General features: G+C 73.0%; 23 protein-coding genes and 1 riboswitch. Of the genes, 2 read left to right on the forward strand and 21 right to left on the reverse strand.

Annotation, left to right across the window (positions count from 1 at the left end):
- Positions 1–142: 142 nt before the first annotated feature.
- Positions 143–313: riboswitch (FMN riboswitch) on the reverse strand.
- A 78-nt stretch (positions 314–391) separates the two neighbouring features.
- On the reverse strand, positions 392–1,348 hold the full coding sequence (locus tag OG990_RS17800) for a response regulator (RefSeq protein WP_328414120.1): 957 nt from the start codon (positions 1,346–1,348) through the stop codon (positions 392–394).
- A gap of 1 nt (position 1,349) precedes the next feature.
- Positions 1,350–2,030, reverse strand: coding sequence for a ribulose-phosphate 3-epimerase (gene rpe, locus OG990_RS17805; protein WP_328414119.1), 681 nt, complete (start codon positions 2,028–2,030; stop codon positions 1,350–1,352).
- Between the two features lie 255 nt (positions 2,031–2,285).
- Between rpe and OG990_RS17810 the strand changes: the two genes are divergently transcribed.
- Both OG990_RS17810 and OG990_RS17815 read left to right on the forward strand, forming a co-directional pair.
- Positions 2,286–3,176: a septum formation family protein gene (locus tag OG990_RS17810; protein ID WP_386991697.1), complete on the forward strand. Its 891-nt coding sequence runs from the start codon at positions 2,286–2,288 to the stop codon at positions 3,174–3,176.
- Positions 3,177–3,260: 84 nt separating this feature from the next.
- Positions 3,261–4,151: a septum formation family protein gene (locus tag OG990_RS17815; RefSeq protein ID WP_406081571.1), complete on the forward strand. Its 891-nt coding sequence runs from the start codon at positions 3,261–3,263 to the stop codon at positions 4,149–4,151.
- Positions 4,152–4,232: 81 nt separating this feature from the next.
- On the opposite strand, the gene OG990_RS17820 is transcribed toward OG990_RS17815, so the two are convergent.
- The 19 genes from OG990_RS17820 to pyrR all read right to left on the reverse strand — a co-directional run bounded on the left by OG990_RS17820 (position 4,233) and on the right by pyrR (position 26,414).
- On the reverse strand, positions 4,233–5,711 hold the full coding sequence (locus OG990_RS17820; protein ID WP_406081798.1) for an RsmB/NOP family class I SAM-dependent RNA methyltransferase: 1,479 nt from the start codon (positions 5,709–5,711) through the stop codon (positions 4,233–4,235).
- Positions 5,666–6,592, reverse strand: coding sequence for a methionyl-tRNA formyltransferase (gene fmt, locus OG990_RS17825; protein WP_406081799.1), 927 nt, complete (start codon positions 6,590–6,592; stop codon positions 5,666–5,668). Before fmt ends, OG990_RS17820 begins: the two co-directional genes overlap by 46 nt.
- Positions 6,593–6,597: 5 nt before the next feature.
- Positions 6,598–7,155, reverse strand: a complete 558-nt coding sequence (gene def, locus OG990_RS17830) for a peptide deformylase (RefSeq protein ID WP_328414115.1) — start codon at positions 7,153–7,155, stop codon at positions 6,598–6,600.
- 45 nt (positions 7,156–7,200) lie between these two features.
- Positions 7,201–8,469, reverse strand: a complete 1,269-nt coding sequence (locus tag OG990_RS17835) for a cytochrome P450 (protein WP_406081573.1) — start codon at positions 8,467–8,469, stop codon at positions 7,201–7,203.
- Positions 8,470–8,643: 174 nt separating this feature from the next.
- Entirely contained in the window at positions 8,644–9,627 is a 984-nt protein-coding gene (locus tag OG990_RS17840) for an AAA family ATPase (protein WP_328414112.1), read from the reverse strand.
- A gap of 247 nt (positions 9,628–9,874) precedes the next feature.
- The gene (locus OG990_RS17845) at positions 9,875–11,890 is read right to left on the reverse strand and encodes a primosomal protein N' (RefSeq protein ID WP_406081574.1); all 2,016 of its coding nucleotides are present in this window, start codon (positions 11,888–11,890) and stop codon (positions 9,875–9,877) included.
- A gap of 59 nt (positions 11,891–11,949) precedes the next feature.
- Positions 11,950–13,143, reverse strand: a complete 1,194-nt coding sequence (gene metK, locus OG990_RS17850; protein ID WP_355605826.1) for a methionine adenosyltransferase — start codon at positions 13,141–13,143, stop codon at positions 11,950–11,952.
- Between the two features lie 87 nt (positions 13,144–13,230).
- Complete coding sequence (gene coaBC / locus OG990_RS17855; protein WP_406081576.1) at positions 13,231–14,439, reverse strand: bifunctional phosphopantothenoylcysteine decarboxylase/phosphopantothenate--cysteine ligase CoaBC; 1,209 nt, start codon at positions 14,437–14,439, stop codon at positions 13,231–13,233.
- 14 nt (positions 14,440–14,453) lie between these two features.
- Positions 14,454–14,717 carry a DNA-directed RNA polymerase subunit omega gene (gene rpoZ, locus OG990_RS17860; protein ID WP_074318577.1) on the reverse strand — a complete coding sequence of 88 codons (264 nt, stop codon included), beginning with the start codon at positions 14,715–14,717 and terminating at the stop codon, positions 14,454–14,456.
- 64 nt (positions 14,718–14,781) lie between these two features.
- Complete coding sequence (locus tag OG990_RS17865; protein WP_386991707.1) at positions 14,782–15,315, reverse strand: guanylate kinase; 534 nt, start codon at positions 15,313–15,315, stop codon at positions 14,782–14,784.
- A 25-nt stretch (positions 15,316–15,340) separates the two neighbouring features.
- A complete protein-coding gene (gene mihF / locus OG990_RS17870) occupies positions 15,341–15,658 on the reverse strand; it encodes an integration host factor, actinobacterial type (protein WP_053655462.1) in 318 nt (105 codons plus the stop codon).
- 174 nt (positions 15,659–15,832) lie between these two features.
- Positions 15,833–16,672, reverse strand: a complete 840-nt coding sequence (gene pyrF / locus OG990_RS17875; RefSeq protein ID WP_406081577.1) for an orotidine-5'-phosphate decarboxylase — start codon at positions 16,670–16,672, stop codon at positions 15,833–15,835.
- Positions 16,673–16,744: 72 nt separating this feature from the next.
- On the reverse strand, positions 16,745–18,019 hold the full coding sequence (locus OG990_RS17880; protein WP_386991710.1) for an adenosylmethionine--8-amino-7-oxononanoate transaminase: 1,275 nt from the start codon (positions 18,017–18,019) through the stop codon (positions 16,745–16,747).
- A 58-nt stretch (positions 18,020–18,077) separates the two neighbouring features.
- Positions 18,078–19,124: a quinone-dependent dihydroorotate dehydrogenase gene (locus tag OG990_RS17885; RefSeq protein ID WP_406081578.1), complete on the reverse strand. Its 1,047-nt coding sequence runs from the start codon at positions 19,122–19,124 to the stop codon at positions 18,078–18,080.
- Positions 19,121–22,468: a carbamoyl-phosphate synthase large subunit gene (gene carB / locus OG990_RS17890; protein WP_328414091.1), complete on the reverse strand. Its 3,348-nt coding sequence runs from the start codon at positions 22,466–22,468 to the stop codon at positions 19,121–19,123. Before carB ends, OG990_RS17885 begins: the two co-directional genes overlap by 4 nt.
- Positions 22,461–23,636, reverse strand: coding sequence for a glutamine-hydrolyzing carbamoyl-phosphate synthase small subunit (gene carA, locus OG990_RS17895; protein ID WP_406081580.1), 1,176 nt, complete (start codon positions 23,634–23,636; stop codon positions 22,461–22,463). The genes carB and carA overlap by 8 nt, the downstream gene beginning before the upstream one ends.
- On the reverse strand, positions 23,633–24,910 hold the full coding sequence (locus tag OG990_RS17900; protein ID WP_406081582.1) for a dihydroorotase: 1,278 nt from the start codon (positions 24,908–24,910) through the stop codon (positions 23,633–23,635). The genes carA and OG990_RS17900 overlap by 4 nt, the downstream gene beginning before the upstream one ends.
- Entirely contained in the window at positions 24,907–25,833 is a 927-nt protein-coding gene (locus tag OG990_RS17905; RefSeq protein ID WP_328414086.1) for an aspartate carbamoyltransferase catalytic subunit, read from the reverse strand. Before OG990_RS17905 ends, OG990_RS17900 begins: the two co-directional genes overlap by 4 nt.
- The gene (gene pyrR, locus OG990_RS17910) at positions 25,830–26,414 is read right to left on the reverse strand and encodes a bifunctional pyr operon transcriptional regulator/uracil phosphoribosyltransferase PyrR (RefSeq protein ID WP_328414084.1); all 585 of its coding nucleotides are present in this window, start codon (positions 26,412–26,414) and stop codon (positions 25,830–25,832) included. Before pyrR ends, OG990_RS17905 begins: the two co-directional genes overlap by 4 nt.
- Between the last annotated feature and the right edge of the window lie 102 nt (positions 26,415–26,516).

Genomic DNA, 26,516 nt, shown 5'->3' on the forward strand with positions numbered 1-26,516 from the left:
ACTCGCCGGTCCGCGCGCGGGCGGTCAGGGAGGCGGCATGGGGCCGCAGGCAGGCGGCGGCGGATTCCGGGTACGGCACAGCCGCCCCGGGGGGTCGACACGGCACGCTGAAGCCAGCGGCCGGCTCGGACCCGTCCGTCCCGCGCGCTGTCTCCCATCCGGACTGTCTGGGCGCGGACGAACCGCCCCCAACCGTCGGCCCCGGATTTTCACCAGGTCCACCGGACAGCAGAGCCGTCCGGGTCGCGGGCTGACCACGGTTGGACCGTGGATCACCGCCGGTTCGGAATTTCACCGAGTCCCGCCAGCGCGTGGTGGGTACAACGGCAGTCTTACACGCTGACGGGGGTGTGCCGCCACCGAGGCGAGCTACTTCACAGCGGTATCACGCTCAGGTGACGCCACGGCGCCGGTCCACCGCCACGTACGATCCCGGCTGACTCTTGGCCACCGTCTTCATCTCCGAGGCCACCGCGATCACCTCAAGGGGGTCGGTGAACCGCTTGCCGTCGTCGGAGAGGGAGACCCCGATGGAGAGGGTGACCAGGGCGGCCCGGCGGATATTGCCACGCCGGTCCTTCAGTTCGACGAAGCCGCGCTCCCGGTCGGTCGGGTCGTAGAGCGTGTCGGCGGCCTTCTCGAAGTCGACCACCGCCCTGGAGGTCAGCGGGCGGACCTGGTCCGGGGCGCAGACGATGACGAAGTCGTCGCCGCCGACGTGGCCGAGGAAGGCGGGTGGCAGACCCACCGCCACCACCGCCCGGTGCAGGCTGCGGGCCAGCGCCGAGATGAAGTCGTCGCCACGGACGAAGCCGTACCGGTCGTTGACGCTCTTGAACCGGTCGATGTCGACGTAGCCGACCGCGTAGTCCACCCCGTGCCGGACTCGGTCGCTGATCTCCCGACGGATCCGGCTGTTGCCGGGCAGCCCGGTCAGCGGGGAGACCTCCCGGAACTCCTTGTTGCGCCGCAGCGTCGACGAGACCCGAGCCACCAGTTCGGCGGTGTCGAACGGCTTGACCAGGTAGTCGTCGGCGCCGGCGCTGAGCCCGTGCACCTTGTCCACGGTCATCCCCTTGGCCGTCAACATGATCACCGGCAGGGCAGAGGTCATCGGGTCGGCCCGCAGCCGCCGGGTCAGCTCCAACCCGTCGATCCGGGGCATCATCAGGTCGACCACAGCCAGGTCCGGCCGCTGCCGCTCGATGACCTCCAACGCCTCCTGGCCGTCGCTGGCGTGGATCACCTCGAAGCCGTGCAGCCGCAGGTTGAACTCGACGAAACGGGCGATGTCCTCGTCGTCGTCGACGACGAGGATGATGTCCTTGCGATCGCCGTCGGGGTCCATCTCAGGCCCCGGGAGCCGCGCGTTCCGCCAGCGCCCGCAGGTGCCGTACCGCCTCCGCCGGGTCGGCGGCGCCGTAGACGGCGGTGCCGGCCACGAACGCGTCGGCGCCGGCGGCGGCGGCCTGCTCGATGGTGTCGGCGGCGATCCCGCCGTCCACCTCGATGCGCAGCTCCAGATGCCCGGCGGCGACGTGCCGGCGGGCGGCACGGACCTTGTCCAGCAACTGCGGGATGAACCGCTGCCCACCGAAGCCGGCCTTGATGGTCATGATCAGCAGGGTGTCGAAGCTGGGCAGCAGGTCCAGGTACGGCTCGATCGGGGTGTCCCGGTCGATGGCCAGCCCGGCCTTCGCGCCGGCCGAGCGAAGGTCCTTGGCCAGCGCCACCGGGTCGTCGCACGCCTCGGCGTGGAAGGTGACGTTGTACGCCCCGGCGTCGGCGTAGCCGGGGGCCCACCGACGTGGGTCCTCGATCATCAGGTGCACGTCGAACGGCATGGCGGTGACGGCCCGCAGGCTCTGCACCACGGGCAGCCCGATGGTCAGGTTCGGCACGAAATGGTTGTCCATCACGTCTACGTGCAACCAGTCCGCGGCGTCCTCGACGGCACGGACTTCTTCGGCGAGGTGGGCGAAATCGGCGGCCAGAATGCTCGGCGCGACGATCGGCGGCGGTACGGTCACGGGGTCAGTGTACGAACGCGGCCACCCGCCGCCCGCAGCGCGGCACCATGGCCGACGCGCTGTGATCCGGCGGTGACCAGTGGTGCAGAATTGGCCGGTCCGGACCGCCGAATCCGGACGAACAGACATCAGCGGCTGGCCGATCGACGGAAACGCGACGACACTCCAACCGGGACGGTGCCAGAGGTTGCACGCCCGCCGGGGTCTCGCCGCGGGGCGCGGTCACCGGCCGCCAGCTCCCGGGGAGGGCGGACGATGCGACGGTGGCTCGGAACGCTGGCGCTGGCCGGCGTCACGACGATGCTGCTGGCCGGCTGCGGGCCGGCGCGGGGCGCGGACGGTGATCTCACCGACGACTGGCCGGCGCTCGCGGCCCCGAAGCCGTTCACCCCCGCCACCGACACCTGCCTGCCCCGGATCACCTCGATCGTGCAGGCCAGCACGTACGAGACGGTGGACTGCGCGCGCAACCACCTGGCCGAGGCCATCCACGTCGGCGCCTTCACCGGCCCGGTCGCGCTGGCCGACACCCGACCGGAGCCCGGTTCGTCGGCGCTGCGCACCGCCCGCGCCGAGTGCGACCAGCGGGCCCGGGAGGTGCTCGGCGGCGACTGGCACACGGCACGTCTCACCCTGTCCATCTCGTTGCCCACCGTCCCGGCGTGGGCCGGCGGCGCGCGTTGGTTCCGCTGCGACCTCAGCGAGACCGACAGCATCGACAACACCAGGGCGGTGAACCGCACCGGCAGCCTGCGCGGCGCGTTGATCGGCGACACCCCCCTGACCCACCGCTGCTTCGACCCCAAGCTGATCGGCGACAACCTCAACTACATGGCGCCGGTGCTCTGCACCGAGCCGCACCGCGCCGAGTTCGTCGGCGTCTACGTGGAACGGGAGATGACCTGGGCGGAGTTCGCCCGCTCCGCCGAGCAGGCACACCGGCGCTGCATGGCGTTGATCGCCGCGTACGCCGCCGTACCGAACAACAGCGACCTGCCGTACCGGGCCGGGTCCATCTACTACCCACCGTCGCAGCGGGAGTGGGAGGAGGGCGACCGCGGCGTGCGCTGTTTCCTGTGGAGCGACGACCGCAAACTCACCCGCTCGATGCGCGGTGCCGGCCCGGAGGGACTACCCGCGATCTGAGTACCGGTGCCGTATGCTGCTGCGCCGTGGCGCTACCGACCGGCTGGGGGCCGGCCGGAGACCACCAGCGGCAGGAGGTCGGGGATGCGACGGTGGTTGGCGGCGGTCGCCGTGGGCGCGGCGGTGACCCTGGCGCTGGCCGGGTGCGGCGCACCCGCCGGAGTCGACCAGGACCTCATCGATGACTGGCCGGCGCCCGTCGCGGCGCAGCAGTTCGTTCCCGCCGCCGATGTCTGCCACCACTCCTCCCAGCAGGTCGGCTTCCTGACCGGCTACAACCCGGTGGCGTGCACCGAAGCACACCGGGTGGAGACCGTGCACGTCGGCACGCTCACCGGCCCGGGCGCGGAACGCGGCACGCCCCCGCCGGCCGGCTCGGCCGGCATGCGGACCGCGCAGGCCGGCTGCGAGACGGAGGTCAGCAAGGCGGTGGGTGCCGACTGGCGCTCCGGTCGCCTCGGCCTGACCGTCGTGCTGCCCTCGCCGCCCGCCTGGGCCGGAGGAGCCCGCTGGTACCGCTGTGACGTCACCGAGCTCGCCAGCATCGACGACACCGCCGTCGACCTGCGCACCGGCAGCCTCCGGGGTGCGCTGACCGGCGCCGCGCCGCTGGCGTACCGCTGCTTCAACCCGAAGCTGGTCAAGGACGACATCGACGCCATGGAGCCGGTCTCCTGCACCGCCAAGCACCACGCCGAGTTCGTCGGAATCTGGCGGGCACCGGACATCAGCTACGCCGAGTTCAACCGCACGACCAAGCGGACCCACCGGGCCTGCCAGACGATGACCGCGAAGTACGTGAAGGTGCCGGACAACGCCGAGCTCGACTTCCGCGCCGGGACGATCTACTACCAGCCGTACGAGCAGGAGTGGAAGAACGGCAACCGTGGCGTGCAGTGCTTCCTCTGGGTCAGCGACCGGAACCTGACCCGCTCGCTGAAGGGCGCTGGCACCAAGGGCCTCCCGGTCACCTGACCGGCCGGGCACCCCGCATCCGGCCGGGCGGCCGGGTGCGGTGCGCGTCGCCGGGACGGCTCAGCCCCGGCGTGGAACGACTCAGCCCCGGCGCAGGACGGCGAGGAACATCGCGTCGGTGCCGTGCCGGTGCGGCCAGAGCTGCACGGTGGGCCCGTCGCCCAGACCAGGCATACCGGCCGGCAGCAGCGGCCGGGCGTCGACGAAGTCCACCGGCACCCCGCTACGGCGAGCCGCCTCGGTCACCGTCACGTGCGTCTCCACGGTGTGCGGCGAGCAGGTGACGTAGGCGACCAGGCCACCCGGACGGACCGCGCGCAGCGCCGCGCCGAGCAACTCCCGCTGCAACCGGGTCAACGGCGGCAGATCGGAGGGCTGGCGACGCCACCGCGACTCGGGCCGGCGGCGCAGCGACCCCAGCCCGGTGCACGGCGCATCCACCAGCACCCGGTCGAAGTGCCCCTCCGGGAGCTTCGGGTCCGCGCCGACCTCACGGCCGTCGATTGCCAGCACGGTCACCGGCAGGCCCCGGGTCGCCTGGGAAACCAGCCGGGCCCGGTGCTCGGCCACCTCCACCGCGGTCACCCGGGCGCCACGCTGCGCGGCCAGCGCGCCGAGCAGCCCGGCCTTGCCGCCGGGACCGGCGCACAGATCCAGCCAGCGCCCGTCCGGGCCGTCCAGCGGCGCGTCGGCGAGTGCGCTGGCCACCAGCTGGGAGCCCTCGTCCTGGACGTGGGCCCGGCCGTCGACCACCGCCGGCACGTCGCCCGGCGCGCCGCCGGGCAGGTAGACGGCGTACGGCGAGAAGGCGCCGGGCGCCCCGCCGACCTGGTCGGCCAGCTCGACCGGATCGATCAGACCGGGCCGGGCGCACAGGTGCACCGGTGGGCGCTCATTGTCCTCGATCAGCAGCCGGGCCGTCTCGCCCAGGTCGCCGCCGAGCGCCTCGGAGAAGGCCCGGACGATCCACTGCGGATGGCTGTACGCCAGCGACAGGTGCCCGACCGGGTCGGTCTCCATCGGCGGGGCGAGCTTCGCCACCCAACCGTCCACGTCGAGGGTGGACACCTCGCGCAGCACCGCGTTGGCGAACCCGGTGGCGCCCGGCGCGACGGCGCGGACCAGGTCCACGGTCGACGAGACGGCGGCGTGCGCCGGCACCCGGGTGTGCAGCAACTGGTACGCCCCGATCCGCAGGGCGTCACGCACCGGCGGGTCGATCCGGGCCACGTCCCGGCCCGCCGCCTCGGTCAGGATCGCGTCCAGGGTGCCCAGGTGGCGCAGAGTGCCGTAGGTCAGCTCGGTGGCGAACGCCGCGTCCCGGCCGTACAGCCCCTCCTCGCGCAGGATGATGGGCAGCACCAGGTTGGCGAACGCGTCGTCGCGGTGCACCGCGGCGACCGCCTCGTACGCCGCACGCCGTGGCCGGTCCAACGGCGGCCGGACCGGCCGGCGGTCACCGCCGCGACCGGTCGACGGGCCACCGCGCGTCGGGCGCGTCCCCTCCGGGGCCGTCACGCGAAGTCCTCGCCGGTGCTGACCCGGACGCCGCGCGCCCAGTCGGTGGCCGGCATGGCCCGCTTGCCCGCGGCCCGGACCTCACCCAGCCGCACCGGCACGGTGGCCGTGCCGGCCAGCACCCGGGCCTTCTCCACCAGCAGCTCCCCCGGCTTCAGGTCGGGGCCGTCGGCCGCCGCCACGACCGGGCCGAGCTTCACCCGCTCGCCCCGGAAGGTCGTCCAGGCGCCCGGAGCCGGGGTACAGGCCCGGACCCGTCGGTCCACCGCGAAAGCAGGGTCGGTCCAGCGCACGCGGGCGTCCTCTACGGTCAGTTTCGGTGCCAACGTCACTCCGTCGGCCGGTTGCGGCTCGGCCCGCGCGGTGTCGTCGGCGATCGCGTCGAGCACCGCCACCAGCAGCCCTGCGCCGGATTCGGCGAGCCGCTCCAGCAGGTCGCCGGAGGTGTCGCCGGCACGGATCTCATCGGTCAGGGTGCCGAAGACCGGGCCCGTGTCCAGGCCCTGCTCCAGTTGGAAGACGCTGGCCCCGGTCAGCTCGTCACCGTGCAGCACGGCGTGCTGCACGGGCGCGGCGCCGCGCCAGGCGGGCAGCAGCGAGAAGTGCAGGTTGATCCAGCCGTACCGGGGGATCTCCAGTGCGGCCGGCGGCACCAGCGCGCCGTAGGCGACCACCGGTACGCAGTCCGGTGCGAGCTCGCGTAGCCGGTCGAGGAACTCCGGGTCACGGGGGCGGGCCGGGGTGAGCACCTCGACGCCGTGCTCGTCGGCCCACTCGCCGACCGGGGAACGGGACAGGCCGCGCCCGCGTCCGGCGGGCGCGTCGGGCCGGGTGACGACGCCGACCAGCTCGTGCCGGGAGGCGGCGACGGCGGCCAGGGCGGGCACAGCGACGGCCGGCGTACCGGCGAAGATCACACGCATCGCGGTCACCGGCCCAGGCCGAACGGGTCGGAGATGTGCGGGCTCAGCTTGACCACCGGCGGAGCTGCCGCGTCGTACCACTCGGCCTGGCGGATCGCCTTCATCGCTTCCTTGCGCCCCTCCGGGTCCAGCCGGTCGAGGAAGAGCACACCGTCGAGGTGGTCGGTCTCGTGCTGCACGCAGCGCGCCATCAGGCCGGTGCCGACGATCTGCACCGGGTCCCCGAACGAGCTGAAGCCCTTGGCGATGACGTTCTGCCGGCGCTTGGTGTCGAAGTAGAGCCCGGGGATGGACAGGCAGCCCTCGGGGCCGTCCTGCTCCTCCTCGTCGGGGAATTCGAGCACCGGGTTGATCAGGTGCCCGAGCACGTCGTCGACGTCGAAGGTGAACACCCGCAGGCTCACACCGAGCTGCGGGGCGGCCAGGCCGGCACCATTCTGCTCACGCATCGTGTCGGTCAGGTCGGCGACGAGCCTACGCAGCTCGGCGTCGAAGTCGACCACCGGATCGGCCGGCGTGCGCAGCACCGGATCCCCAAACAGACGGATGGGCTGAACGGTCACGCGGGAGGGCTCCTTCATGGGTGGGACGAGCGGTGCCGTACCAGTCTACGGAGTGCTCGGGCCGGCACCGGCCGGCGTACCTCGATCGGCCGCCGCCGGTGTGCCCAGCGTCACCGGCAGGCTCTGGTAGCCGCGCAGGGTCAGCCGGGTCCGGTGCTGGGGCGTCCCGGCCAGGGCCAATTCGGGCAGCCGGCGCAGCAGCAACGGGAAGGCGAGCTGCGCCTCCAGCCGGGCCAGCCCGGCGCCGAGACAGTAGTGCGGGCCGGCGCCGAAGGAGAGCGGGTGCGCCTGGTCGCGGGTCGGGTCGAAGCGCTGCGGGTCGGGGAACCGGCGTGGGTCCCGGTTGGCCGCGCCGAGCAGCAGCAGCGTCACGCTGCCGGCCGGCAGGTCGAGCCCGCCGCAGCGCACCGGCGCGCTGCTGGTCCGGGTGGTCAGCTGCACCGGCGAGTCGTAGCGCAGCAGCTCCTCGACGTATGCCGGGGCGAGCCCGGGGTCGGCGCGCAGCGCGGCGGCGGCCTCGGGGTGCCCCAGCAGCACCACCAGCCCGTTGCCGAGCAGGTTGGTGGTGGTCTCGAAGCCGGCGACGAGCAGCACCACCAGGTTGGCCAGCAGCTCGTGGCCGGTGAGCCGATCGCCGTCGGCGTCGTGCACCTGGACCAGCGCCGTGGTCAGGTCGTCGGCCGGGGCGTTGCGCCGGGCGACGACCAGCTCGACGAAGTAGTCGCGCAGTTCGGTGGCGCCGGCGTCGGCGACGGCCAGCTCCTCAAGGGTGATCTCCGGCTCCAGCACCCCGGTCAGGTCGCTGGCCCAGCGGCGGAACAGCGGTCGGTCGGCCGCCGGTACGCCGAGCAGCGCGCAGATCACCCCCACCGGCAGGGGGTACGCGAAGTCGGACAGCATGTCGACCGGTGCGCCGTCCCTGGCCCGGTGGCACATCTCGTCGAGCAGATCCTCGGCCTGGGCGCGCACCACGTCGCGCATGCCGGCGATCCGGCGCGGGGTGAACGCGCCGGCGGCGAGCCGGCGCATCCGGCTGTGGTCGGGCGGGTTGGTCCGCAGCATGGACCGGGCGATCGACGCCACCGCCGGGCTCTCCCGCCAGTCCGGCCAGACCTCGTCCCGCAGCGCGTCGTCCAGCACCACGAGCCGGGGGTCGCGCAGCAGCTCGTCGGCCTCCGCGTAGCCGGTCACCACGTACATGCCCGGCAGCGCCTCCACCACCGGCCCGTGCGCGCGCAGCCGCTCGTACGTCGGGTACGGATCGATCCGCCCCTGCGGCGACATGAGCAGTGTGAGCGCCTCGGCAGCCTCCATGGCCGGCCTCCCCCGTCGATGCGTCGGAGGCTCCATCATCCCGATGGCGTCCACGATCGGCAGCCCCCCGGCCGGGGTGACGACGCCGATCCGGCCCGCTGCGGGCTCAGGCTCCAGTGGTCAGGACGCCCCTGCGGGCTCACATGCCGAGGGTCGGGCCCCGCCTTCGTGGGCTCAGACGCTGGCGCCCGGGTCCCCGGCGAGGACCGCGTCGCCGGCGAGCAGCGCGGGTTCCGGCAGCGGCAGCTGGATCTTGTGGGCCGCCTCCCAGTCGTACACCAGGCCGGGGCGCACCTGCGCGGCGAAGTAGTCGATGGCGCTCATCCCGCCCACCACCGGCTCGTCGACCTCCGCGACGAGCTGGGCGGGGACCATCGAGAAGCCGTTCTGCAGGGCGGCGCTGAGCCGGCGGTGCCCGTCGACGACGAAGAAGTACTCGCCGGTGAACCCGATCTTCAGGGGCTCCAGCCCCTCGTCGCCGGCCTCGGCCACGTCGCCGACGAACTCGGTGTCCCACAGCCCACGCAGGGTGGCGATGTCCTCGGTCGGGTAGACCCGGGCCGGGTCCAGCAGCAGCAGCGGTGGGCCGTCGCGCAGCACCTCGGCGCCGAGCTTCCCCTCGTACGCGGCGATGATGTGCTCGATCACCTCGGCGGCGGAGGCCCGGGTGGTGTCACAGATCAGGTCGTAGTTGCGCAGCCGTGCCTTGTCCACCCCGTACCGGATGATGAACCGGCTGCGCTCGCTCTCACTGCGCTCGCGCAGCTTGGCGGTGGCCTCCTCCAGCGAGGCGTAGCTCTCCGCCGGCCCAGACGGACGGGCCAGCACCCGGCGGGCCGCCTCACCCGGCTCGGTGATCATGTGCACCTTGAGCGCGTCGGTGAAGAAGTGCCAGGCCAGCCGGGAGTCCATGACGAGGCGCTCGCCGGAGGCGGCGATGTCGCGCTGAAGCTGGTCGACGTAGCCGTCGACGGCCTGGTCAAGCTCGGCGTGCAGGTTGAGCTGCAGGGCGGTCATCTGCCGCTGCTGCGCCATCTCGCGGTAGAGGTCACCCACGCTGACCCGGCGCATGCCCAGCCGCTTGGCGATCTCGACCGACACGGTGCTCTTGCCGCTGCCGAGGTCGCCGTTGAAGACGATCGATTGTCCAACGGTCACGACTGGTCCACCCCTGATCACCGGCTCATTGAAGACATCATCGACCTCGCGCCCGACCGACGCGTTCCCGCCATCCTGCGAGGGCCCCAGCTCGGCGCGTCTGACGCCCCGTCGCGACCTGGAGCCGTCGTACGCCTTGGCATGACGGGCGATGCTACCACTCCGGCGCCACCGCTTTGCCGGACGCGGTGTGCGAGGACCACCGTCCCGGACCAGGTCCGGTGGCCTTCGACGCCGGCCGACACGGTCAGAACATGCTCAACGGATCGACCTGAAGGCGGACCGGATCGGCGGCCTTCCGGGCGGCGCGCACCCCGGCGGCCGAGTGCAGCGCCTCGGCCAGCGCTGCAGCCCGGGCCCGGGGCACCCGCACCAGCATCCGCTCCCGGCCCTCCTCGGCCGGCACCGGCCCGAGCACCTCGGCGTCGTCCGGCAGCCGGGCCGCCGCGAGCAGGTCGGCCACGGCCTCGGCCGGGCCGGTGACGCTGGCCATCCGCACCGCCGGCGGGAAGCCCAGCTCACGGCGCTCGGCCAGCTCACGGCCAGCGAACCAGCCAGCGTCCCAGCGCAGCAGCGCCTGCACCGGGGCGAGCGCGCCGTCGGCGACCACCACCACCCGGCCGGCCGGTGCCGGGCGGGCCAGAGCCGCAGCAGCCAGCCAGCGGCGCAGCGCCTCCTCCCCGGCACGCAGGTCGGCCCGGGTCAGCAGGGCCCACGAGTCGAGCAGCAGCACCGCGCCGTAGCCGCCCTCGGCGACCGGCTCGGCGCCCGGCGTGGCGACCACCAGGGCCGCCCCGCCGGGCACGTCGGTCAGCACCTCCTCCCGCCCCGAGGTGCGCACCGGCACACCGGGAAACGCCCGGCCCAGCTCCTCGGCGGTACGCCGGGCGCCGGTCACCGCGGCCCGCAGGCGCCGCCCACCGCACTGCGGGCAGGCGTACGCGGCGGCCACCCGGGCGCACCAGCGGCAGGCCGGGGTGCCGCCGGCCGAGGGCAGCGCGAGCGGTCCGGCGCAGTGCGCGCAGCGGGCCGGGGTGCGACAGTCCGCGCAGGAGATCGAGGGCAGGTAGCCGCGCCGGGGCACCTGCACCAGCACCGGCAGGTCCGCCCGGACGGCGTCGCGGGCGGCCGTCCAGGCCAGGCTGGGCAGCCGGGCGGTGGCCGCCCCGGGATCGCGGGCCAGCTGCGGGTCGTCGCCGGTCGGCGCGATGGCCGGGATACGGGCCCGCACGGTCGCCCGGTCAGCGACCACCTCCCGGGCCCAACCGGTCTCCAGCAGCAGCTGCGCCTCGGCGGTACGGGCGTACCCGCCGACCAGCGCGCCGGCCTCGGCGAGCTGGGCGCGGGTGAGCAGCACGTCGCGGGCGTGCGGATAGGGCGCCCGGGGCTCGGAGTGCAGGTCGTCCCCGTCGTCCCAGACGGCGACCAGACCGAGCCGGTCCACCGGGGCGAACATCGCCGCCCGGGTACCGATCACCACCGGCACCTCCCCGCGCCGGGCGGCGAGGAACGCCCGGTAGCGCCGGGCCGGACCGAGCGCGGCGGAGAGGCTGACGTGCTGTTCCGGGCCGAGCACAGCGGTGAGCGCGGCGTCCAGCCGATCGAGGTCGCGGGCGTCAGCCACCACGACCACCGCGCCGCGTCCCCCGGCGACGGTCGCGGCGACCGCGTCGGCGTAGCGGGCGGCCCAGTCCTCGCCGGGCAGCGCCGACCAGACCGCGCGAGGTGCCCGGCCGTCGGTGAGCGCGCGCAGCAGGGCCGGCCCGGTCGGGTAGTCCCGCCAGCCGCGCGGGTCGACCGCTCCCCCGGGCTCGGCGGCCGCCGGGTCGATGGTCCCGGGCTGCACGGCTGCGGGGTCAGCGGTCGCGGTCTGCACGGCCGCGGACGCGGCGGTCGCCCGGTCGGGGGCGGCTTCTGGTGGGGTGGACGCGCCGCCGCCACGGGGCTCCTTCTCGACCCGGGCGTGCCGGGGTGGCACGGCCAGCCGGAGCACGTCGGCGAGGCTGCCCGCGTACCGGTCGGCGACCGCCCGGGCCAGCCGGGCGATCTCGGGCGCCAGCACCGGCTCCGGCGAGACCACCTTCTCCAGGTAGGCGAGCCGACCGGTGTGCCCGGAGTCGTCGGCGCGGGCCAGCAGCCAGCCGTCGACGAGTTGTCCGGCGAAGCGCACCTTCACCCGGGTGCCGGGCACCGCCACGTCGTCCAGCTCGGCGGGCACCAGGTAGTCGAACGGCCGGTCCAGGTGCGCCAGCGGAACATCCACGCAGACGCGAGCGACCGGCGACCCATCCGCGGGTCGCCGGTCGCTACGCCTGGTGGCGGTCAGGCTCCCGCGGCCGACTTGAGGTCGGCGGCCCGGTCGGTGCTCTCCCAGGTCAGGTCCGGCAGCTCCCGGCCGAAGTGGCCGTACGCGGCGGTCTGCTGGTAGATCGGGCGGAGCAGGTTGAGGTCCCGGATGATCGCGGCCGGGCGCAGGTCGAACACCTCGTTGACGGCCTTCTCGATCGAGGCGACCGGCACGGTCTCGGTGCCGAACGTCTCGATGAACAGGCTCACCGGGTGGGCCTTGCCGATGGCGTACGCGACCTGGGCCTCGCACCGCTCGGCCAGGCCGGCGGCGACCACGTTCTTGGCCACCCAGCGCATCGCGTACGCGGCCGACCGGTCCACCTTGGACGGGTCCTTGCCGGAGAACGCGCCGCCACCGTGCCGGGCGTACCCGCCGTAGGTGTCGACGATGATCTTGCGGCCGGTCAGGCCGGCGTCACCCATCGGCCCGCCGATCTCGAACCGGCCGGTCGGGTTGACCAGCAGCCGGTAGCCGTCGGTGTCCAGACCGAGGCTCTCCAGCTCCGGGGCGATGACGTGGTCGCGCACGTCCGGGGTGAGCAGCGACTCCAGCGAGATGTCCGCGGCGTGCTGGCTGGACACGACCACGGTGTTTAGCCGGACCGGGCGCAGCCCCTCGTACTCGATGGTCACCTGGGTCTTGCCGTCGGGCCGCAGGTACGGGATGGTGCCGTCCTTGCGCACCGCGGCCAGTCGGCGTGCCAGCCGGTGCGCCAGCGCGATCGGCAGCGGCATCAGCTCGGGCGTCTCGGAGCAGGCGAAGCCGAACATCATGCCCTGGTCCCCGGCGCCCTGCGCGTCCAGCGCGCTCTCCGACGCCCCGGTACGCAGCTCGAAGGCGTTGTCCACGCCCTGCGCGATGTCCTCGGACTGCGCGCCGATGGAGACGCTGACCCCGCAGGATGCGCCGTCGAACCCCTTCTTCGAGGAGTCGTAGCCGATGTCGAGGATGGTCCGGCGCACGATGGTGGGGATGTCGGCGTAGGCCTTGGTGGTCACCTCACCGGCGATGTGGACCTGGCCGGTGGTGATCATGGTCTCGACCGCCACCCGGCTGTGCGGGTCTTCGGTGAGTAGCGCGTCGAGGATGCCATCGCTGATCTGGTCGGCGATCTTGTCCGGGTGGCCTTCCGTGACCGATTCGGACGTAAAGAGGCGGCGTGTCACGGCACTCCTAAGCGTGTGAAGTCATTCCGCGGCAGTGTAGTCACCACTGCGGCGGGTGTCGGGGTCGGTCGCGCCTTGTTCCACCCGTCAGGAGCGGCCGGGCAGCCGCGCCACGACGAGATCCCATACGATGTCGGCCACGTCCTCCTTGGCCTGCTCGGGCAGTCGGCTGACCGAGCCGTCCGCGCCGATCACCGTCACCGTGTTGGTGTCGGCGCCGAAGACCTTGTCCGGCCCCACCTCGTTGACCACGATCAGGTCGGCCCGCTTCCGGGCGAGTTTCGCCCGTCCGTTGGCCTCGGCCTCGCCGGTCTCGGCGGCGAACACCACCAGCAACTGCTCCGGTCGTTTGCGCTGGCCGAGCTCCGCCGCGATGTCCGGGTTCGTGACGAGCTCGATGGTGGGTGCGACGCCATCGTCCGACTTCTTGATTTTGCCAGCCGCGTACGTCGCCGGCCGGAAATCGGCCGGAGCCGCCGCCATCACCACCGCGTCGGCCTCGACGGCGGCCTTCAGCGTGGCCTCCCGCAACTCGGCGGTGGTGCCCACTCGGACCAGGTCGACCCCGGCGGGGTCGGTGAGGGAGACGTTCGCCGAGACCAGGGTGACCCGGGCGCCCCGGGCGACCGCCGCCCGGGCGAAGGCGTAGCCCTGCTTGCCGGAGGAGCGGTTGCCCAGGAAGCGGACCGGGTCCAGCGGCTCGCGAGTGCCCCCCGCGGTGACCACCACCCGGCGGCCGACCAGGTCAGCGGGGGCGTGCCCGCCCCGGGCGAGGACCCGACGGGCGACCGCGAAGATCTCCGCCGGGTCGGGCAGGCGGCCCTTGCCGGTGTCGACGCCGGTGAGTCGGCCGACGGCCGGCTCGATGACCCGGACACCCCGGGCGCGCAGGGTGGCGACGTTGGCCACGGTGGCCGGGTGCTCCCACATCTCGGTGTGCATGGCCGGGGCCAGCACCACCGGGCAGCGCGCGGTCAGCAGGGTGTTGGTCAACAGGTCGTCGGCGAGCCCGTGGGCGGCCTTGGCGAGCAGGTCGGCGGTGGTCGGCGCGACCACCACCAGGTCGGCCTGCTGGCCGAGCCGGACGTGCGGCACCTCGTGCACGTCGGACCAGACGTCGTCGGCGACCGGTTGGCCGGAGAGCGCCGCCCAGGTCGGCGCTCCGACGAACCGGAGCGCCGACGCGGTCGGCACGACACGAACCCGGTGGCCCGATTCGGTGAAGAGCCGCAGCAGCTCACAGGCCTTGTAGGCGGCGATGCCGCCGCCGACCCCGAGGACGATCCCGGCGGACATCGACGTGTGCGGGCTTACGGCTGGTCGGTCGGCTCGGCGGTGAGCAGGCCCCCGTTGATCTCGCGCATGGCGATGGAGAGGGGCTTCTCCTGCGGGGTGGTCTCGACGAGCGGGCCGACGTACTCCAGGAGGCCCTCACCGAGCTGGCTGTAGTAGGCGTTCACCTGGCGCGCGCGCTTGGCGGCGAAGATGACCAGCGCGTACTTCGACGTCGTCTTCTCGAGGAGCTCGTCGATCGGCGGGTTGGTGATGCCTTCGGGGTTGGCGATGGATCCCACGAATTAACCTCTGCGTCTTTCGAGCCGCGCGGACGCGGTGCTGAGTCTCAACGGCGGTCGGCCGTCAGCCACGCACGCGTGACCAGGCCGGATCCGGATAAGAAGAACCGAGTAAGCCTACCAGCTCCTCGACCGCCCGATCGGTGCGGTCGTGGGCCACGGTGTGGTCGAAGGCCGCCGCCACAGCGGGGTCGGGGCGGTGCCCGGGCGGGCTCAGCAGCACCAGCCGGGCGTTGGGTAGCCGCGCCCGGACCAACTGGGCGCCCGCCAGGTCCAGCGGGAGCAACACCGGCTGCCCGGCGTCGAGCCGGGCGCGCAGCGGCAGGTACGGGGTGCCGCGGCGGTGCGGGCCCATCCGGGACCACTCCAGCAGCTCGCCGACGGCCACCCGGCGGTCAAACTCGGTGGGGGCGAGGAAGACTCGGTCGACCCCGTCCACCTCCGTCTCCCGGCGTGGCCGGGTGGTGGCCGGCACCGGGATCCACACGGACGGAGAACGCGCCCGGACAAGCTCGACGACACTCTCCGTGCCCGAACCCGAAGGTCCAGACAGGACAGTGAGCCGAGCCGCCGGGCGCGCCTCGTCATCCGTGCTCACTGCTTGTTTCTACACGCTGCCAGGTTCAGTTGGCGGCGAACTCTCCAAGCAGTGCCTTGCGCTGCTGCTCGCCGAGGCCGCGCAGGCGACGGCTGTCGGCGATCTTGAGCTTCTCCATGATCTGGGTCGCCCGGATCTTGCCGATGCCCGGCATTGCCTGCAGGACGGCCGAAACCTTGAGCTTGCCCACGACGTCGTCGCCTTCGGCGCGCTCGAGGACGGCACCGAGGGTGGTCTTGCCCTGCTTGAGCTGCTCCTTCAGCTCGGCACGGGCCTTGCGGATCTCCGCGGCCTTCTCGAGCGCGGCAGCGCGCTGTTCGGGGGTCAGTGACGGGAGCGGCACCAGTTCTCCTCAGGTCCCTATCGCGGCGGGCGGGGCGCACCGCCGCATCTGTGAAACGTGGTGTCGCTGTGAACCAAGGGGTCCGTGGTTCCCAGCGCGGGGAAAACTAGCGGTCAACGGAGCTTTCGGCAACGTGGACGCGCAGTGATCATCGCAGAGTGACCGAGCCGTCAGTCAGTCACGGGCAGCCAGAACGGCCCGGCACTCGGCCAGCACCCGGTCCGCGGCGGCCCGCAGGGCGACGGCGTCGGGGCCCGCCGAGAGCACCTCACGGGAGTACGAGGGCAGCACGTTGGCCAGGCTCGGACCGAAGACGGTACGCAGATCCGCCGCGCCGGCACCCTGCGCGCCGAGCCCCGGGGCGAGCAGCGGACCCCCCACGCCGGAGAGGTCGTGACCGGTGTCTCCGATGGTCGCGCCGACCACCAGACCGAAGCTGCCGAGTGGGGTCGCACCCCTGTTGAGCTGGGAAATCTCGTCGATCACGGTCTGCGCGACGGTGCGTCCGTCGGCCGTGCGGGCCTGCTGCACGGCGGCGCCCTCGGGGTTGGAGGTGAGGGCCAGTACGAAGACCCCGCCGCCGTGCTGGGCGGCCAGCTCGAACATCGGCGCCAGCGAACCCACCCCCAGGTAGGGGCTCGCGGTGACCGCGTCGACATACAGCGGGCTGGATGGATCGAGGTACGCGGCGGCGTACGCGCTGACCGTCGAGCCGATGTCGCCGCGCTTGACGTCCAGCAGAACGAGCGAGCCGGCATCCCGTAACTGTCGGATAGTTGACTCAAGAATCGCCACTCCGCGGGATCCGAATCGCTCGAAAAAGGCCGACTGAGGCTTGACCACCGCAACCCGGTCACCGAGCGCGTCCGCGACGGTCCGGGCGAACCGGTCAAGCCCTTGAAGGTCGTCGGCGAGCCCCCAGCGGGCCAGCAGACCGGGATGCGGGTCGATGCCGACACACAGCGGCCCCCGCTCGGTGACGGCACGGTGCAACCGGGTGCCGAAGCTCTCCATCCGGTACTTCCCCTCTCCTCGTCCGAACGGCTGCCCCGCCCGGCGTACCCCTGAGCCGTTGGTCAGGGTGGCTCAGCCGGCCGCCACGGCCGCCGCCACCCCGGCTGCGATCCGGGCCAGGTCGGCGTCGTCGGTGACGTACGGCGGCATCGTGTAGATCAGGTCGCGGAACGGCCGCAGCCAGACCCCCTGGTCGGCCGCCGCCACGGTGGCCGCGCCGAGGTCGACCTCGTGGTCGAGCTGGACCACCCCGATCGCGCCGAGCACCCGCACGTCGGTCACGCCCGGTGCGCCGCGCAGCGGCTCCAGCCCGGCGCGGAGGCCGCCGCCGACCCTTTCCACCTGCGCCGCCCAGTCCCCGGCCCGCAGCAGCCCGATGGAGGCGTTGGCGACCGCGCAGGCCAACGGGTTGCCCATGAAGGTGGGTCCGTGCGCCAGCACGCCCGCGGCGGAGATGGCCCGGGCGACCCGCGGGGTGCAGAGCGTCGCCGCCAGGGTCAGGTAGCCGCCGGTGAGCGCCTTGCCCACGCACATCACGTCCGGGGTCACCCCGGCGTGCTCGGCGGCGAACATCGTCCCGGTACGGCCGAAGCCGGTGGCGATCTCGTCGAAGATCAGCAGCACTCCGTGCGCGCGGGTCACCTCGCGCAGCACTCGCAGGTACCCCGGATGGTGGAAGCGCATCCCGCCGGCACCCTGCACCACCGGCTCGACGATCACCGCGGCCAGTTCGTCGGCGTGCCGCTCGACCGCGTCCACCAGCTCCGCCACGTACGCCTCGTCGGGCGGGTCGGCGAAGCCGCCCGGCGGGACCGGGGCGAAGACCTGCCGGGGCAGTACGTCGCCCCAGAGGTGGTGCATCCCGCCCTCCGGGTCGCAGACGCTCATGGGGTGGAACGTGTCGCCGTGGTAGCCGCCCCGCCAGGTGGCGAGCCGGCGCCGCTGCGGTTGGCCGACGGCCCGCTGGTACTGCAGGCACATCTTCACCGCCACCTCGACGCTGACCGAGCCGGAGTCGGCCAGGAACACGTGCTCCAGGCCGTCCGGGCTCAGCTCGACCAGGGTCCGGGCGAGCTGGACCGCGGGTTCGTGGGTGAGCCCGCCGAACATCACGTGGCTCATCCGGCCGAGCTGGTCGGTCACCGCCGCGTCCAACGCCGGGTGCCGGTAGCCGTGGATCGCCGCCCACCAGGACGACATCCCGTCCACCAGCTCCCGCCCGTCGGCCAGCCGCAGCCGTACCCCCTCGGCGCTCTGCACCACGTACGGCGGGTTCGCCGACGGCAGCGCGGTGTACGGATGCCAGACGTGCGCCCGGTCGGCGGTCAGGATCTCCTCGGGCGTCACGCGCGTTCCTTCCAGTCCTGGGCGGGCAGGGCAGCCGTACGCCCCACGCCGGGTCCGGTCACCGCCCGGCGACCGCGTCCGGCGCCGGGGACGCGGCCGTCGCGCGGGCGACGGCACGGACCAGGGCGGGGCCTCGGTAGATGAAGCCGGTGTAGAGCTGCACCAGGGCGGCGCCGGCGTCGAACATCCGCGCCGCGTCGTCCGGGTCCAGCACTCCGCCGACCCCGATGATCGGCAGCCGGCCACCGGTCTCCCGGTGCACGAAGGAGACCACCTCCCGGGCCCGGCCGGTGAGCGGCCGGCCGGACAGGCCGCCGGCCTGCGCGCCACGCTCGGCGTCCACCGGGGCGAGCCCGTCCCGGGCCAGGGTGGTGTTGGTGGCGATCACCCCGGCCGCGCCCCGGGCCAGGCAGACCTCCAACAGCTCGGCGATCGCCGCCTCGGTCAGATCAGGGGCGATCTTGACCAACACCGGCTTCTCCCCGACCAGCGCGACGAGCAGCGCGTCCAGGTGCGCCCGATCCTGCAACGAGCGCAGCCCGGGGGTGTTCGGTGAGGAGACGTTCACCGCGAAGTAGTCGCCGTGCCCGCGCAGCGCCCGGTACGAGGCGAGGTAGTCCTCGACCGCCTCGTCCAGCGGGGTCACCTTGGATTTGCCCAACGAGATGCCCAGCGGCACGCCGATCGGCCGCGGCAGCGCGGTCAGCCGGGCGGCCAGTGCGGCGGCGCCGGCGTTGTTGAAGCCCATCCGGTTGACCACGGCCTCGCTGGCCGGCAGCCGGAACAGCCGCGGCCGGGGGTTGCCCGGCTGTGCCCGCGCGGTGACCGTGCCGACCTCGACGAAGCCGAAGCCGAGCGCCGGCCAGGCCGGCAGCGCCGCCCCGTCCTTGTCCATTCCAGCGGCCAGCCCGACCGGGTTGGGGAACCGCACGCCGAACACCGTGCGCGGTGCCTGGACCGCGTACCGGGCCCGCAGCGCCGCCAACGCCATCGGCCGCCGGGACAGCGCGGCCAGCCGCCGCAACGTCCACTCGTGCGCCGCCTCCGCGTCCCCACCGCCAACCCGGAACAACTGCGGCCGCACCACCCGCTCGAACACGGTCACTGGGCGGCTCGAAGGGTGGCGTGCAGGTCCTGCAGGGGGCGGACCTGCATGTCGCCGCGGATCCGCGCCTCGATACCCATCACGGCCGCGGCGGCGCCGGGGACCGTGGTGATGCAGGGGATGTCCGCGGTGACCGCGGCACTGCGGATCTCGTACCCGTCCGAGCGGGCGCTGGCGCCCGAGCCCTGCGGCGTGTTGATCACCAGCGCCACGTGGCCGCCGAGGATCAGCGACACCGCGTCGTCGCCCTCGCCGGCCTGGTAGTGCTTGCGGATCTGCTCGCAGGCGATGCCGTGCCGACGAAGCACCTCGGCGGTGCCGGTGGTCGCCACGATCTCGAAGCCCAGATCGGCTAGGCGCTTGATCGGGAAGATCATGCCACGCTTGTCCCGGTTGGCCACCGAGACGAAGATCTTCCCGGCGGTCGGCAGCGAGCCGTACGCGGCCGACTGGCTCTTGGCGAAGGCGTGCCCGAAGTTAGTGTCGATCCCCATCACCTCGCCGGTCGACTTCATCTCCGGCCCGAGCAGCGAGTCGATCCCCTTGCCGGAGCGGGTACGGAAGCGCTTGAACGGCAGCACCGCCTCCTTGACCGCGATCGGCGCGTCGGCGGGCATCGTGCCGCCGTCCCCGGTCGCCGGGAGCAGGCCCTCGGCGCGCAACTCGGCGATGCTGGCGCCGAGCGCGATCCGGGCCGCCGCCTTGGCCAGCGGCACCGCGGTCGCCTTGGAGACGAACGGGACGGTCCGCGACGCGCGCGGGTTGGCCTCCAGCACGTAGAGCACGTCGTCCTTGAGCGCGTACTGCACGTTGAGCAGGCCGCGGACGCCGACGCCACGGGCGATCGCCTCGGTGTAGCGACGAACCTCGGCCAGGTGCGAGCCCGCGAGGGTGATCGGCGGCAGCGCGCAGGACGAGTCGCCGGAGTGGATGCCGGCCTCCTCGATGTGCTCCATCACCCCGCCGATGTAGACCTCGCCGTCGGCGTCGCAGAGCGCGTCCACGTCGATCTCGATGGCGTCGTCCAGGAACCGGTCCACCAGCACGGGGTGGTCCGGGGAGATGTCGGTGGCCCGGCCGATGTAGTCGCGCAGCGTCGGGTCGTCGTAGACGATCTCCATGCCCCGCCCGCCCAGCACGTACGACGGCCGGACTAGCACCGGGTAGCCGATCTCGTCGGCGATCGCCTTGGCCTCGTCGTAGGAGGTGGCCATGCCGTGCGCCGGTGCGCGCAGCCCGGCCCGGGCGAGCACCGCGCCGAACGCGCCGCGCTCCTCGGCGAGGTGGATCGACTCCGGGGAGGTGCCGACCACCGGTACGCCGGCGTTCTTGAGCCGCTGCGCCAGCCCCAGCGGCGTCTGCCCGCCCAGCTGCACGACCACCCCGACCACGCCCGGCCCGCCGGCCGCCCGGCCGGAGGACTCCTCGGCGTGCCAGACCTCCAGCACGTCCTCGAAGGTCAGCGGCTCGAAGTAGAGCCGGTCGGCGGTGTCGTAGTCGGTGGAGACGGTCTCCGGGTTGCAGTTGACCATGACGGTCTCGAAGCCGGCCGCCCGCAGCGCCTGCACCGCGTGCACGCATGAGTAGTCGAACTCGATGCCCTGCCCGATCCGGTTCGGGCCGGACCCCAGGATCAGCACCTTCGGCCGGTCCGACGGCACGACCTCGGTCTCCGAGTCGTAGCTGGAGTAGTGGTACGGCGTGGTCGCCTCGAACTCGGCGGCGCAGGTGTCCACCGTCTTGTAGACCGGGCGCACGTCGAGGCGGTGCCGCAGGGTCCGTACGCCGTCCTCGGCGGCCAGCTCCGGCCGCAGCGCGGCGAGCTGCCGGTCGGACAGGCCGGCCCGCTTGGCCCGGCGCAGCAGCTCGGCGTCGAGCACCGGGGCGTCCACGATCTCGGCGCGCAGCTCGACCAGCGCGGCGATCTGGTCCAGGAACCACGGGTCGATCCCGCCGGAGGCGGCGGTGACCTCGGCGATCGACGCGCCCAGGCGCAGCGCCCGCTCGACGGTGTACAGCCGGCCGTCGTGCGGGATCCGCAGCGCGGCGAGGGTGTTCTCCGTCGTCGCGTCGGCCGGGTCCGGCACCGTCCAGAAGCCCGCTTCCTTCGTCTCCATCGAGCGCATCGCCTTGTTCAGCGCCTCGGTGAAGTTGCGCCCGAGGCTCATGGCCTCGCCCACCGACTTCATCGTGGTGGTCAGCTCCGGGTCGGCGCCGGGGAACTTCTCGAACGCGAACCGCGGGATCTTCACCACCACGTAGTCCAGCGTCGGCTCGAAGGCCGCCGGGGTCTTCAACGTGATGTCGTTGGGGATCTCGTCGAGGGTGTAGCCGATGGCCAGCTTGGCGGCGATCTTGGCGATCGGGAAGCCGGTCGCCTTGGAGGCCAGCGCCGAGGAGCGGGACACCCGCGGGTTCATCTCGATCACGACGATCCGGCCGTCGGCCGGGTTGACCGCGAACTGGATGTTGCAGCCGCCGGTGTCCACACCGACCTCGCGCAGCACCGCGATGCCCAGGTCACGCAGGTGCTGGTACTCCCGGTCGGTGAGCGTCATGGCCGGGGCCACGGTGACGCTGTCGCCGGTGTGCACGCCCATCGGGTCGACGTTCTCGATCGAGCAGACCACCACCACGTTGTCGTGCCGGTCGCGCATCAGCTCCAGCTCGTACTCCTTCCAGCCGAGCACGCTCTCCTCGATGAGCACCTCGTGCACCGGGCTGGCGGAGAGACCGTCGCCGGCGATGCGGGCCAGGTCCTCCGGGGTGTGCGCCATGCCGGAGCCCAGGCCACCCATGGTGAACGACGGCCGGATCACCACCGGCAGGCCCAACTCGGCGACGGTCGCCTCGACCTCGTCCATCGAGTGGCAGACCCGCGAGCGGGGCACCAGCGCGGCCGGGTCCTCGATGCCGAGGCGGACCCCGGCCTTGGCCACGATCTCCTTGAACAGCTGGCGGTCCTCGCCCCGGTTGATCGCGTCGATGTTCGCGCCGATCAGCTCCACGCCGTACTTCTCCAGCACGCCGGCCTCGTGCAGGGCGACCGCGGTGTTCAGCGCGGTCTGCCCGCCGAGGGTGGCCAGGATCGCGTCCGGCCGCTCCTTGGCGATGACCAGCTCCACGAACTCCGGGGTGATCGGCTCGACGTAGGTCGCGTCGGCGAACTCCGGGTCGGTCATGATCGTCGCCGGGTTGGAGTTGACCAGGCTGACCCGGATCCCCTCGCTGCGCAGCACCCGGCAGGCCTGGGTGCCGGAGTAGTCGAACTCGCAGGCCTGCCCGATCACGATCGGCCCGGAGCCGATCACCAGGATGTGCTTGAGATCGGTCCGCTTAGGCATTGCTGCGCCCCTCACTGTGCTGCGAGTCGAGGCCGCGGCCTTCGATCAGCTCGGCGAAACGGTCGAAGAGGTAGTCCGCGTCGTGCGGGCCGGCCGCCGCCTCCGGGTGGTACTGAACGGTGAAGGCGGGCACGTCCACGGCTCGCAGCCCCTCGACCACGTTGTCATTGAGGCAGACGTGGCTGACCCGAACCCCGCCGAAATCGGTGCCGATCACCTGGTCGGGGACCACCGCGCCCTGCCCCGCGCCGGGCACCTGGACGGCGAAGCCGTGGTTGTGGCTGGTCACCTCCACCTTGCCGGTGGTCCGGTCGAGCACCGGCTGGTTGATCCCCCGGTGGCCGTAGCCCAGCTTGTAGGTGCCGAAGCCGAGCGCCCGGCCGAGGATCTGGCTGCCGAAGCAGATGCCGAACAGCGGCACCCGCCGGACGAGCGCCTCCCGGGCCAGCGCCACCGGGCCGTCGGCCGTGGCCGGGTCGCCGGGGCCGGGCGAAAGGAAGATCGCGTCGGCGCCGGTGGCGAGCAGTTCCTCCATGCTCGACCCAGCCGGCAACACGTGGGTGGTCACCCCACGCGCGGCGAGCCGGCGCGGCACGTTGCGCTTGATGCCCAGGTCCAGCGCCGCCACGGTGAACCGGTGCTCCCCGACCGCCTCGACGACGTACGGCTCGGCGGTGGTCACCTCGGCGGAGAGGTTCGCGCCGACCATCTGCGGCGACTGGCGAACCCGGGCCAGCAGGCCGCGCGGGTCGTCGTCGACGCTGGAGATGCCCACCCGCATGGCGCCCCGCTCCCGCAGGTGCCGGGTCAACGCCCGGGTGTCCACTCCACTGATGCCCACCACACCCTCGGTGGCGAGCCGGTCCTCAAGACTGCCGGTGGCCCGCCAGTTCGAACCGATCCGGGCCGGATCGCGCACCACGTACCCGGCCACCCAGATCCGGCTGGACTCGTCGTCCTCGCCGTTGACGCCGGTGTTGCCGATGTGCGGGGCGGTCTGCACCACCACCTGCCGGTGGTAGGACGGGTCGGTGAGGGTCTCCTGGTAGCCGGTCATGCCGGTGTTGAAGACCGCCTCGCCGAAGGTCTCCCCGACACTGCCGTACGCCTCGCCGTGGAACGTACGCCCGTCCTCGAGTACGAGGATCGCGGAACGTCTGCGGGTCACTTGATTGCCTTTCCGTCCAGGACCGTCGGCTCGCCACGCAGGAAGGTCGCCACGATGCGACCCGGCAGCGTCATGCGGGCGTACGGGGTGTTGCGACTGCGACTGGCCAGCTCCGCCGGGTCGATGGTGCGACGGGCGGCCGGGTCGACCAGGGTCAGGTTGGCCGGCACGCCGGGTGCCGGGTCGACACCGTGGCCGGCCAGCCCGGCGATCCGGGCCGGGGTCCGCGACATCCGCTCGGCGATCAGGTCCCACTCGGGGCCGAGCACGTCCAGCGCGATGGAGAGGGCCGTCTCCAGGCCGAGCATCCCCGGCCGGGCGTACGCCCACTCGCACTCCTTGTCCTCCACGGCGTGCGGGGCGTGGTCGGTGGCGATCACGTCGAGCACCCCGTCGGCGAGCGCGGCGCGCAGCGCGGCGATGTCCGCGGCGGTGCGCAGCGGCGGGTTGACCTTGAAGACCGGGTCGTAGGTCTCCGCCCGCTCGTCGGTGAGCAGCAGGTGGTGCGGGGTGACCTCGGCGGTGACCCGTACCCCGCGCGCCTTGGCCTGGCGCAGCACCTCGACGCTGCCGGCGGTGGAGACGTGGCAGACGTGCAACCGGCTGCCCACGTGCTCGGCGAGCAGCACGTCCCGGGCGATGATCGCCTCCTCGGCGACCGCCGGCCAGCCGATCAGCCCGAGTCGGGTGGAGACCTCACCCTCGTGCATCTGGGCGCCCTCGGTGAGCCGGGGCTCCTCGGCGTGCTGGGCGATGATCCCGTCGAACGCCTTGACGTACTCCAGGGCCCGGCGCATCAGCTTCGGGTCGGCGACGCAGTGCCCGTCGTCGGAGAAGATCCGCACCCGGGCCGCGGAGTCGGCCATCGCGCCCAGCTCGGCCAGGCGCTCGCCGGCCAGCCCGACGGTGACCGCGCCGATCGGCTGCACGTCGACCAGCCCGGCCTCCCGGCCGAGCCGCCAGACCTGCTCGACCACGCCGGCGGTGTCCGCGACCGGGGAGGTGTTGGCCATCGCGCAGACCGCGGTGTAGCCGCCCAGCGCGGCCGCGCGGGAGCCGGACTCGACGGTCTCGGCGTCCTCCCGACCGGGCTCGCGCAGGTGGGTGTGCAGGTCGACCAGTCCGGGCAGGGCGACCAGGCCGGTGCCGTCGAGCACCGTGGCGTCCGGTGCGGACAGCCCCGGGCCGACCTCGGCGACCACCCCGTCGCGGATCAGCAGGTCGGTCGGTGCGGAGCCGACGACACTCACGCTGGTGATCAGGTACGCGGTCACCGGTTGTTCCCTCCGAGCAGCAGGTACAGGACGGCCATCCGCACGGAGACCCCGTTGGTGACCTGTTCGACGATGGTGGAGCGGGGAGAGTCGGCCACCTCGGGAGTGATCTCCATCCCCCGGTTCATCGGGCCGGGGTGCATGACGATCGCGTGCTCGGGCAGCCGGCGCATCCGCGGCCCGTCCAGGCCGTAACGGCGGGCGTACTCGCGGGCGGAGGGGAAGTAGGAGTCGTTCATCCGCTCCCGCTGCACCCGCAGCATCATCACCACGTCGACGTTGGGCAGCACGGAGTCGAGGTCGTAGGAGACGTCGGTGCCGGGGGCGAGCGCCGCGGAGATGTCCACCGGGATGAGGGTGGGCGGGCCGACCAGGGTGACCTTGGCGCCGAGGGTGGAGAGCAGCAGCACGTTCGAGCGGGCCACCCGGGAATGCAGCACGTCCCCGACGACCGCGACCGACAGGCCGGCCAGCCGGCCAAGCCGGGCCCGCATGGTGTACGCGTCCAGCAGCGCCTGGGTGGGGTGCTCGTGGGTGCCGTCGCCGGCGTTGACCACCGACCCGTCCACCCAGTTGGCCAGCCGGTGCGGCGCACCGGAGGCAGGGTGCCGGACGACCACCGCGTCGGCGCCCATGGCCTGCAGGGTCAGCGCGGTGTCCTTCAGGCTCTCGCCCTTGGTGACGCTGGACCCCTTGGCGGAAAAGTTGATCACGTCGGCGCTGAGCCGCTTCGCCGCCGCCTCGAAGGAGATCCGGGTGCGGGTGGAGTCCTCGTAGAAGAGGTTCACCACGGTCCGGCCGCGCAGCGCGGGCAGCTTCTTGATCTCCCGGCCGGCGACCGTGGCCATCTCGGCGGCGGTGTCCAGGATCTCGGTGGCGGTGTCGGCGTCCAGGTCCGCGCCGGAGAGCAGGTGCCTGATCATGAGGTGGTCCCCCCGTACAGCTTGACCTCGTCGGCTCCGTCGGTCTCGGCGAGCGTGACCCTGACGCTCTCGACGAGCGAGGTCGGGATGTTCTTGCCGACGTAGTCGGCCCGGATCGGCAGCTCCCGGTGGCCGCGGTCGACCAGGACGGCGAGCTGCACGGACGCCGGGCGGCCCACGTCGTTGAGCGCGTCGAGCGCGGCCCGGACGGTGCGGCCGGAGAAGAGCACGTCGTCGACGAGGATGACCCGCTTGCCGTCGATGCCACCGGCCGGCAGCTCCGTCGGGCCGACCGCGCGGGTGGCGTGCCGGCGGAGGTCGTCGCGGTAGAGCGTGATGTCGAGCACACCGACCGGGACGGCGACGTCCTCGAAGGTGCTGATCCGGGCGGCGAGCCGCCGAGCGAGCGGGGCACCCCGGGTGGGAATCCCGAGCAGCACCGTGTCGGCGGCGCCCTGGGTCTTCTCCAGGATCTGGTGGGCGATGCGGTCGACCACGCGTTGCACGTCGGCGCTGGCGAGGATCACCTTCACCGAGGGTTGTCGCGGTGGTGACGAGCGGGCAGCCGGTGGGTATGCCACGGCGGACCTCCTTCCCCGCCTCACTGGACGGGTCGTTAAAGGATGTCGGGCACCTCCGGCCGGTCCGCGGACGGACCTGGCCGGGGCTTCACGCCACGTTAC

Source organism: Micromonospora sp. NBC_00858, assembly GCF_045207365.1.
Taxonomy (GTDB): Bacteria; Actinomycetota; Actinomycetes; order Mycobacteriales; family Micromonosporaceae; genus Micromonospora.

What these genes read in the sequence shown, in the direction of transcription:
- OG990_RS17800 (WP_328414120.1), bottom strand. Translation starts at nt 1,348, where the DNA reads ATGGACCCCGACGGCGATCGCAAGGACATCATCCTCGTCGTCGACGAC.
- OG990_RS17810 (WP_386991697.1), top strand. Translation starts at nt 2,286, where the DNA reads ATGCGACGGTGGCTCGGAACGCTGGCGCTGGCCGGCGTCACGACGATG.
- OG990_RS17815 (WP_406081571.1), top strand. Translation starts at nt 3,261, where the DNA reads ATGCGACGGTGGTTGGCGGCGGTCGCCGTGGGCGCGGCGGTGACCCTG.
- fmt (WP_406081799.1), bottom strand. Translation starts at nt 6,592, where the DNA reads ATGCGTGTGATCTTCGCCGGTACGCCGGCCGTCGCTGTGCCCGCCCTG.
- OG990_RS17835 (WP_406081573.1), bottom strand. Translation starts at nt 8,469, where the DNA reads ATGGAGGCTGCCGAGGCGCTCACACTGCTCATGTCGCCGCAGGGGCGG.
- coaBC (WP_406081576.1), bottom strand. Translation starts at nt 14,439, where the DNA reads ATGTCCGCCGGGATCGTCCTCGGGGTCGGCGGCGGCATCGCCGCCTAC.
- pyrF (WP_406081577.1), bottom strand. Translation starts at nt 16,672, where the DNA reads ATGGAGAGCTTCGGCACCCGGTTGCACCGTGCCGTCACCGAGCGGGGG.
- carB (WP_328414091.1), bottom strand. Translation starts at nt 22,468, where the DNA reads ATGCCTAAGCGGACCGATCTCAAGCACATCCTGGTGATCGGCTCCGGG.
- OG990_RS17905 (WP_328414086.1), bottom strand. Translation starts at nt 25,833, where the DNA reads ATGATCAGGCACCTGCTCTCCGGCGCGGACCTGGACGCCGACACCGCC.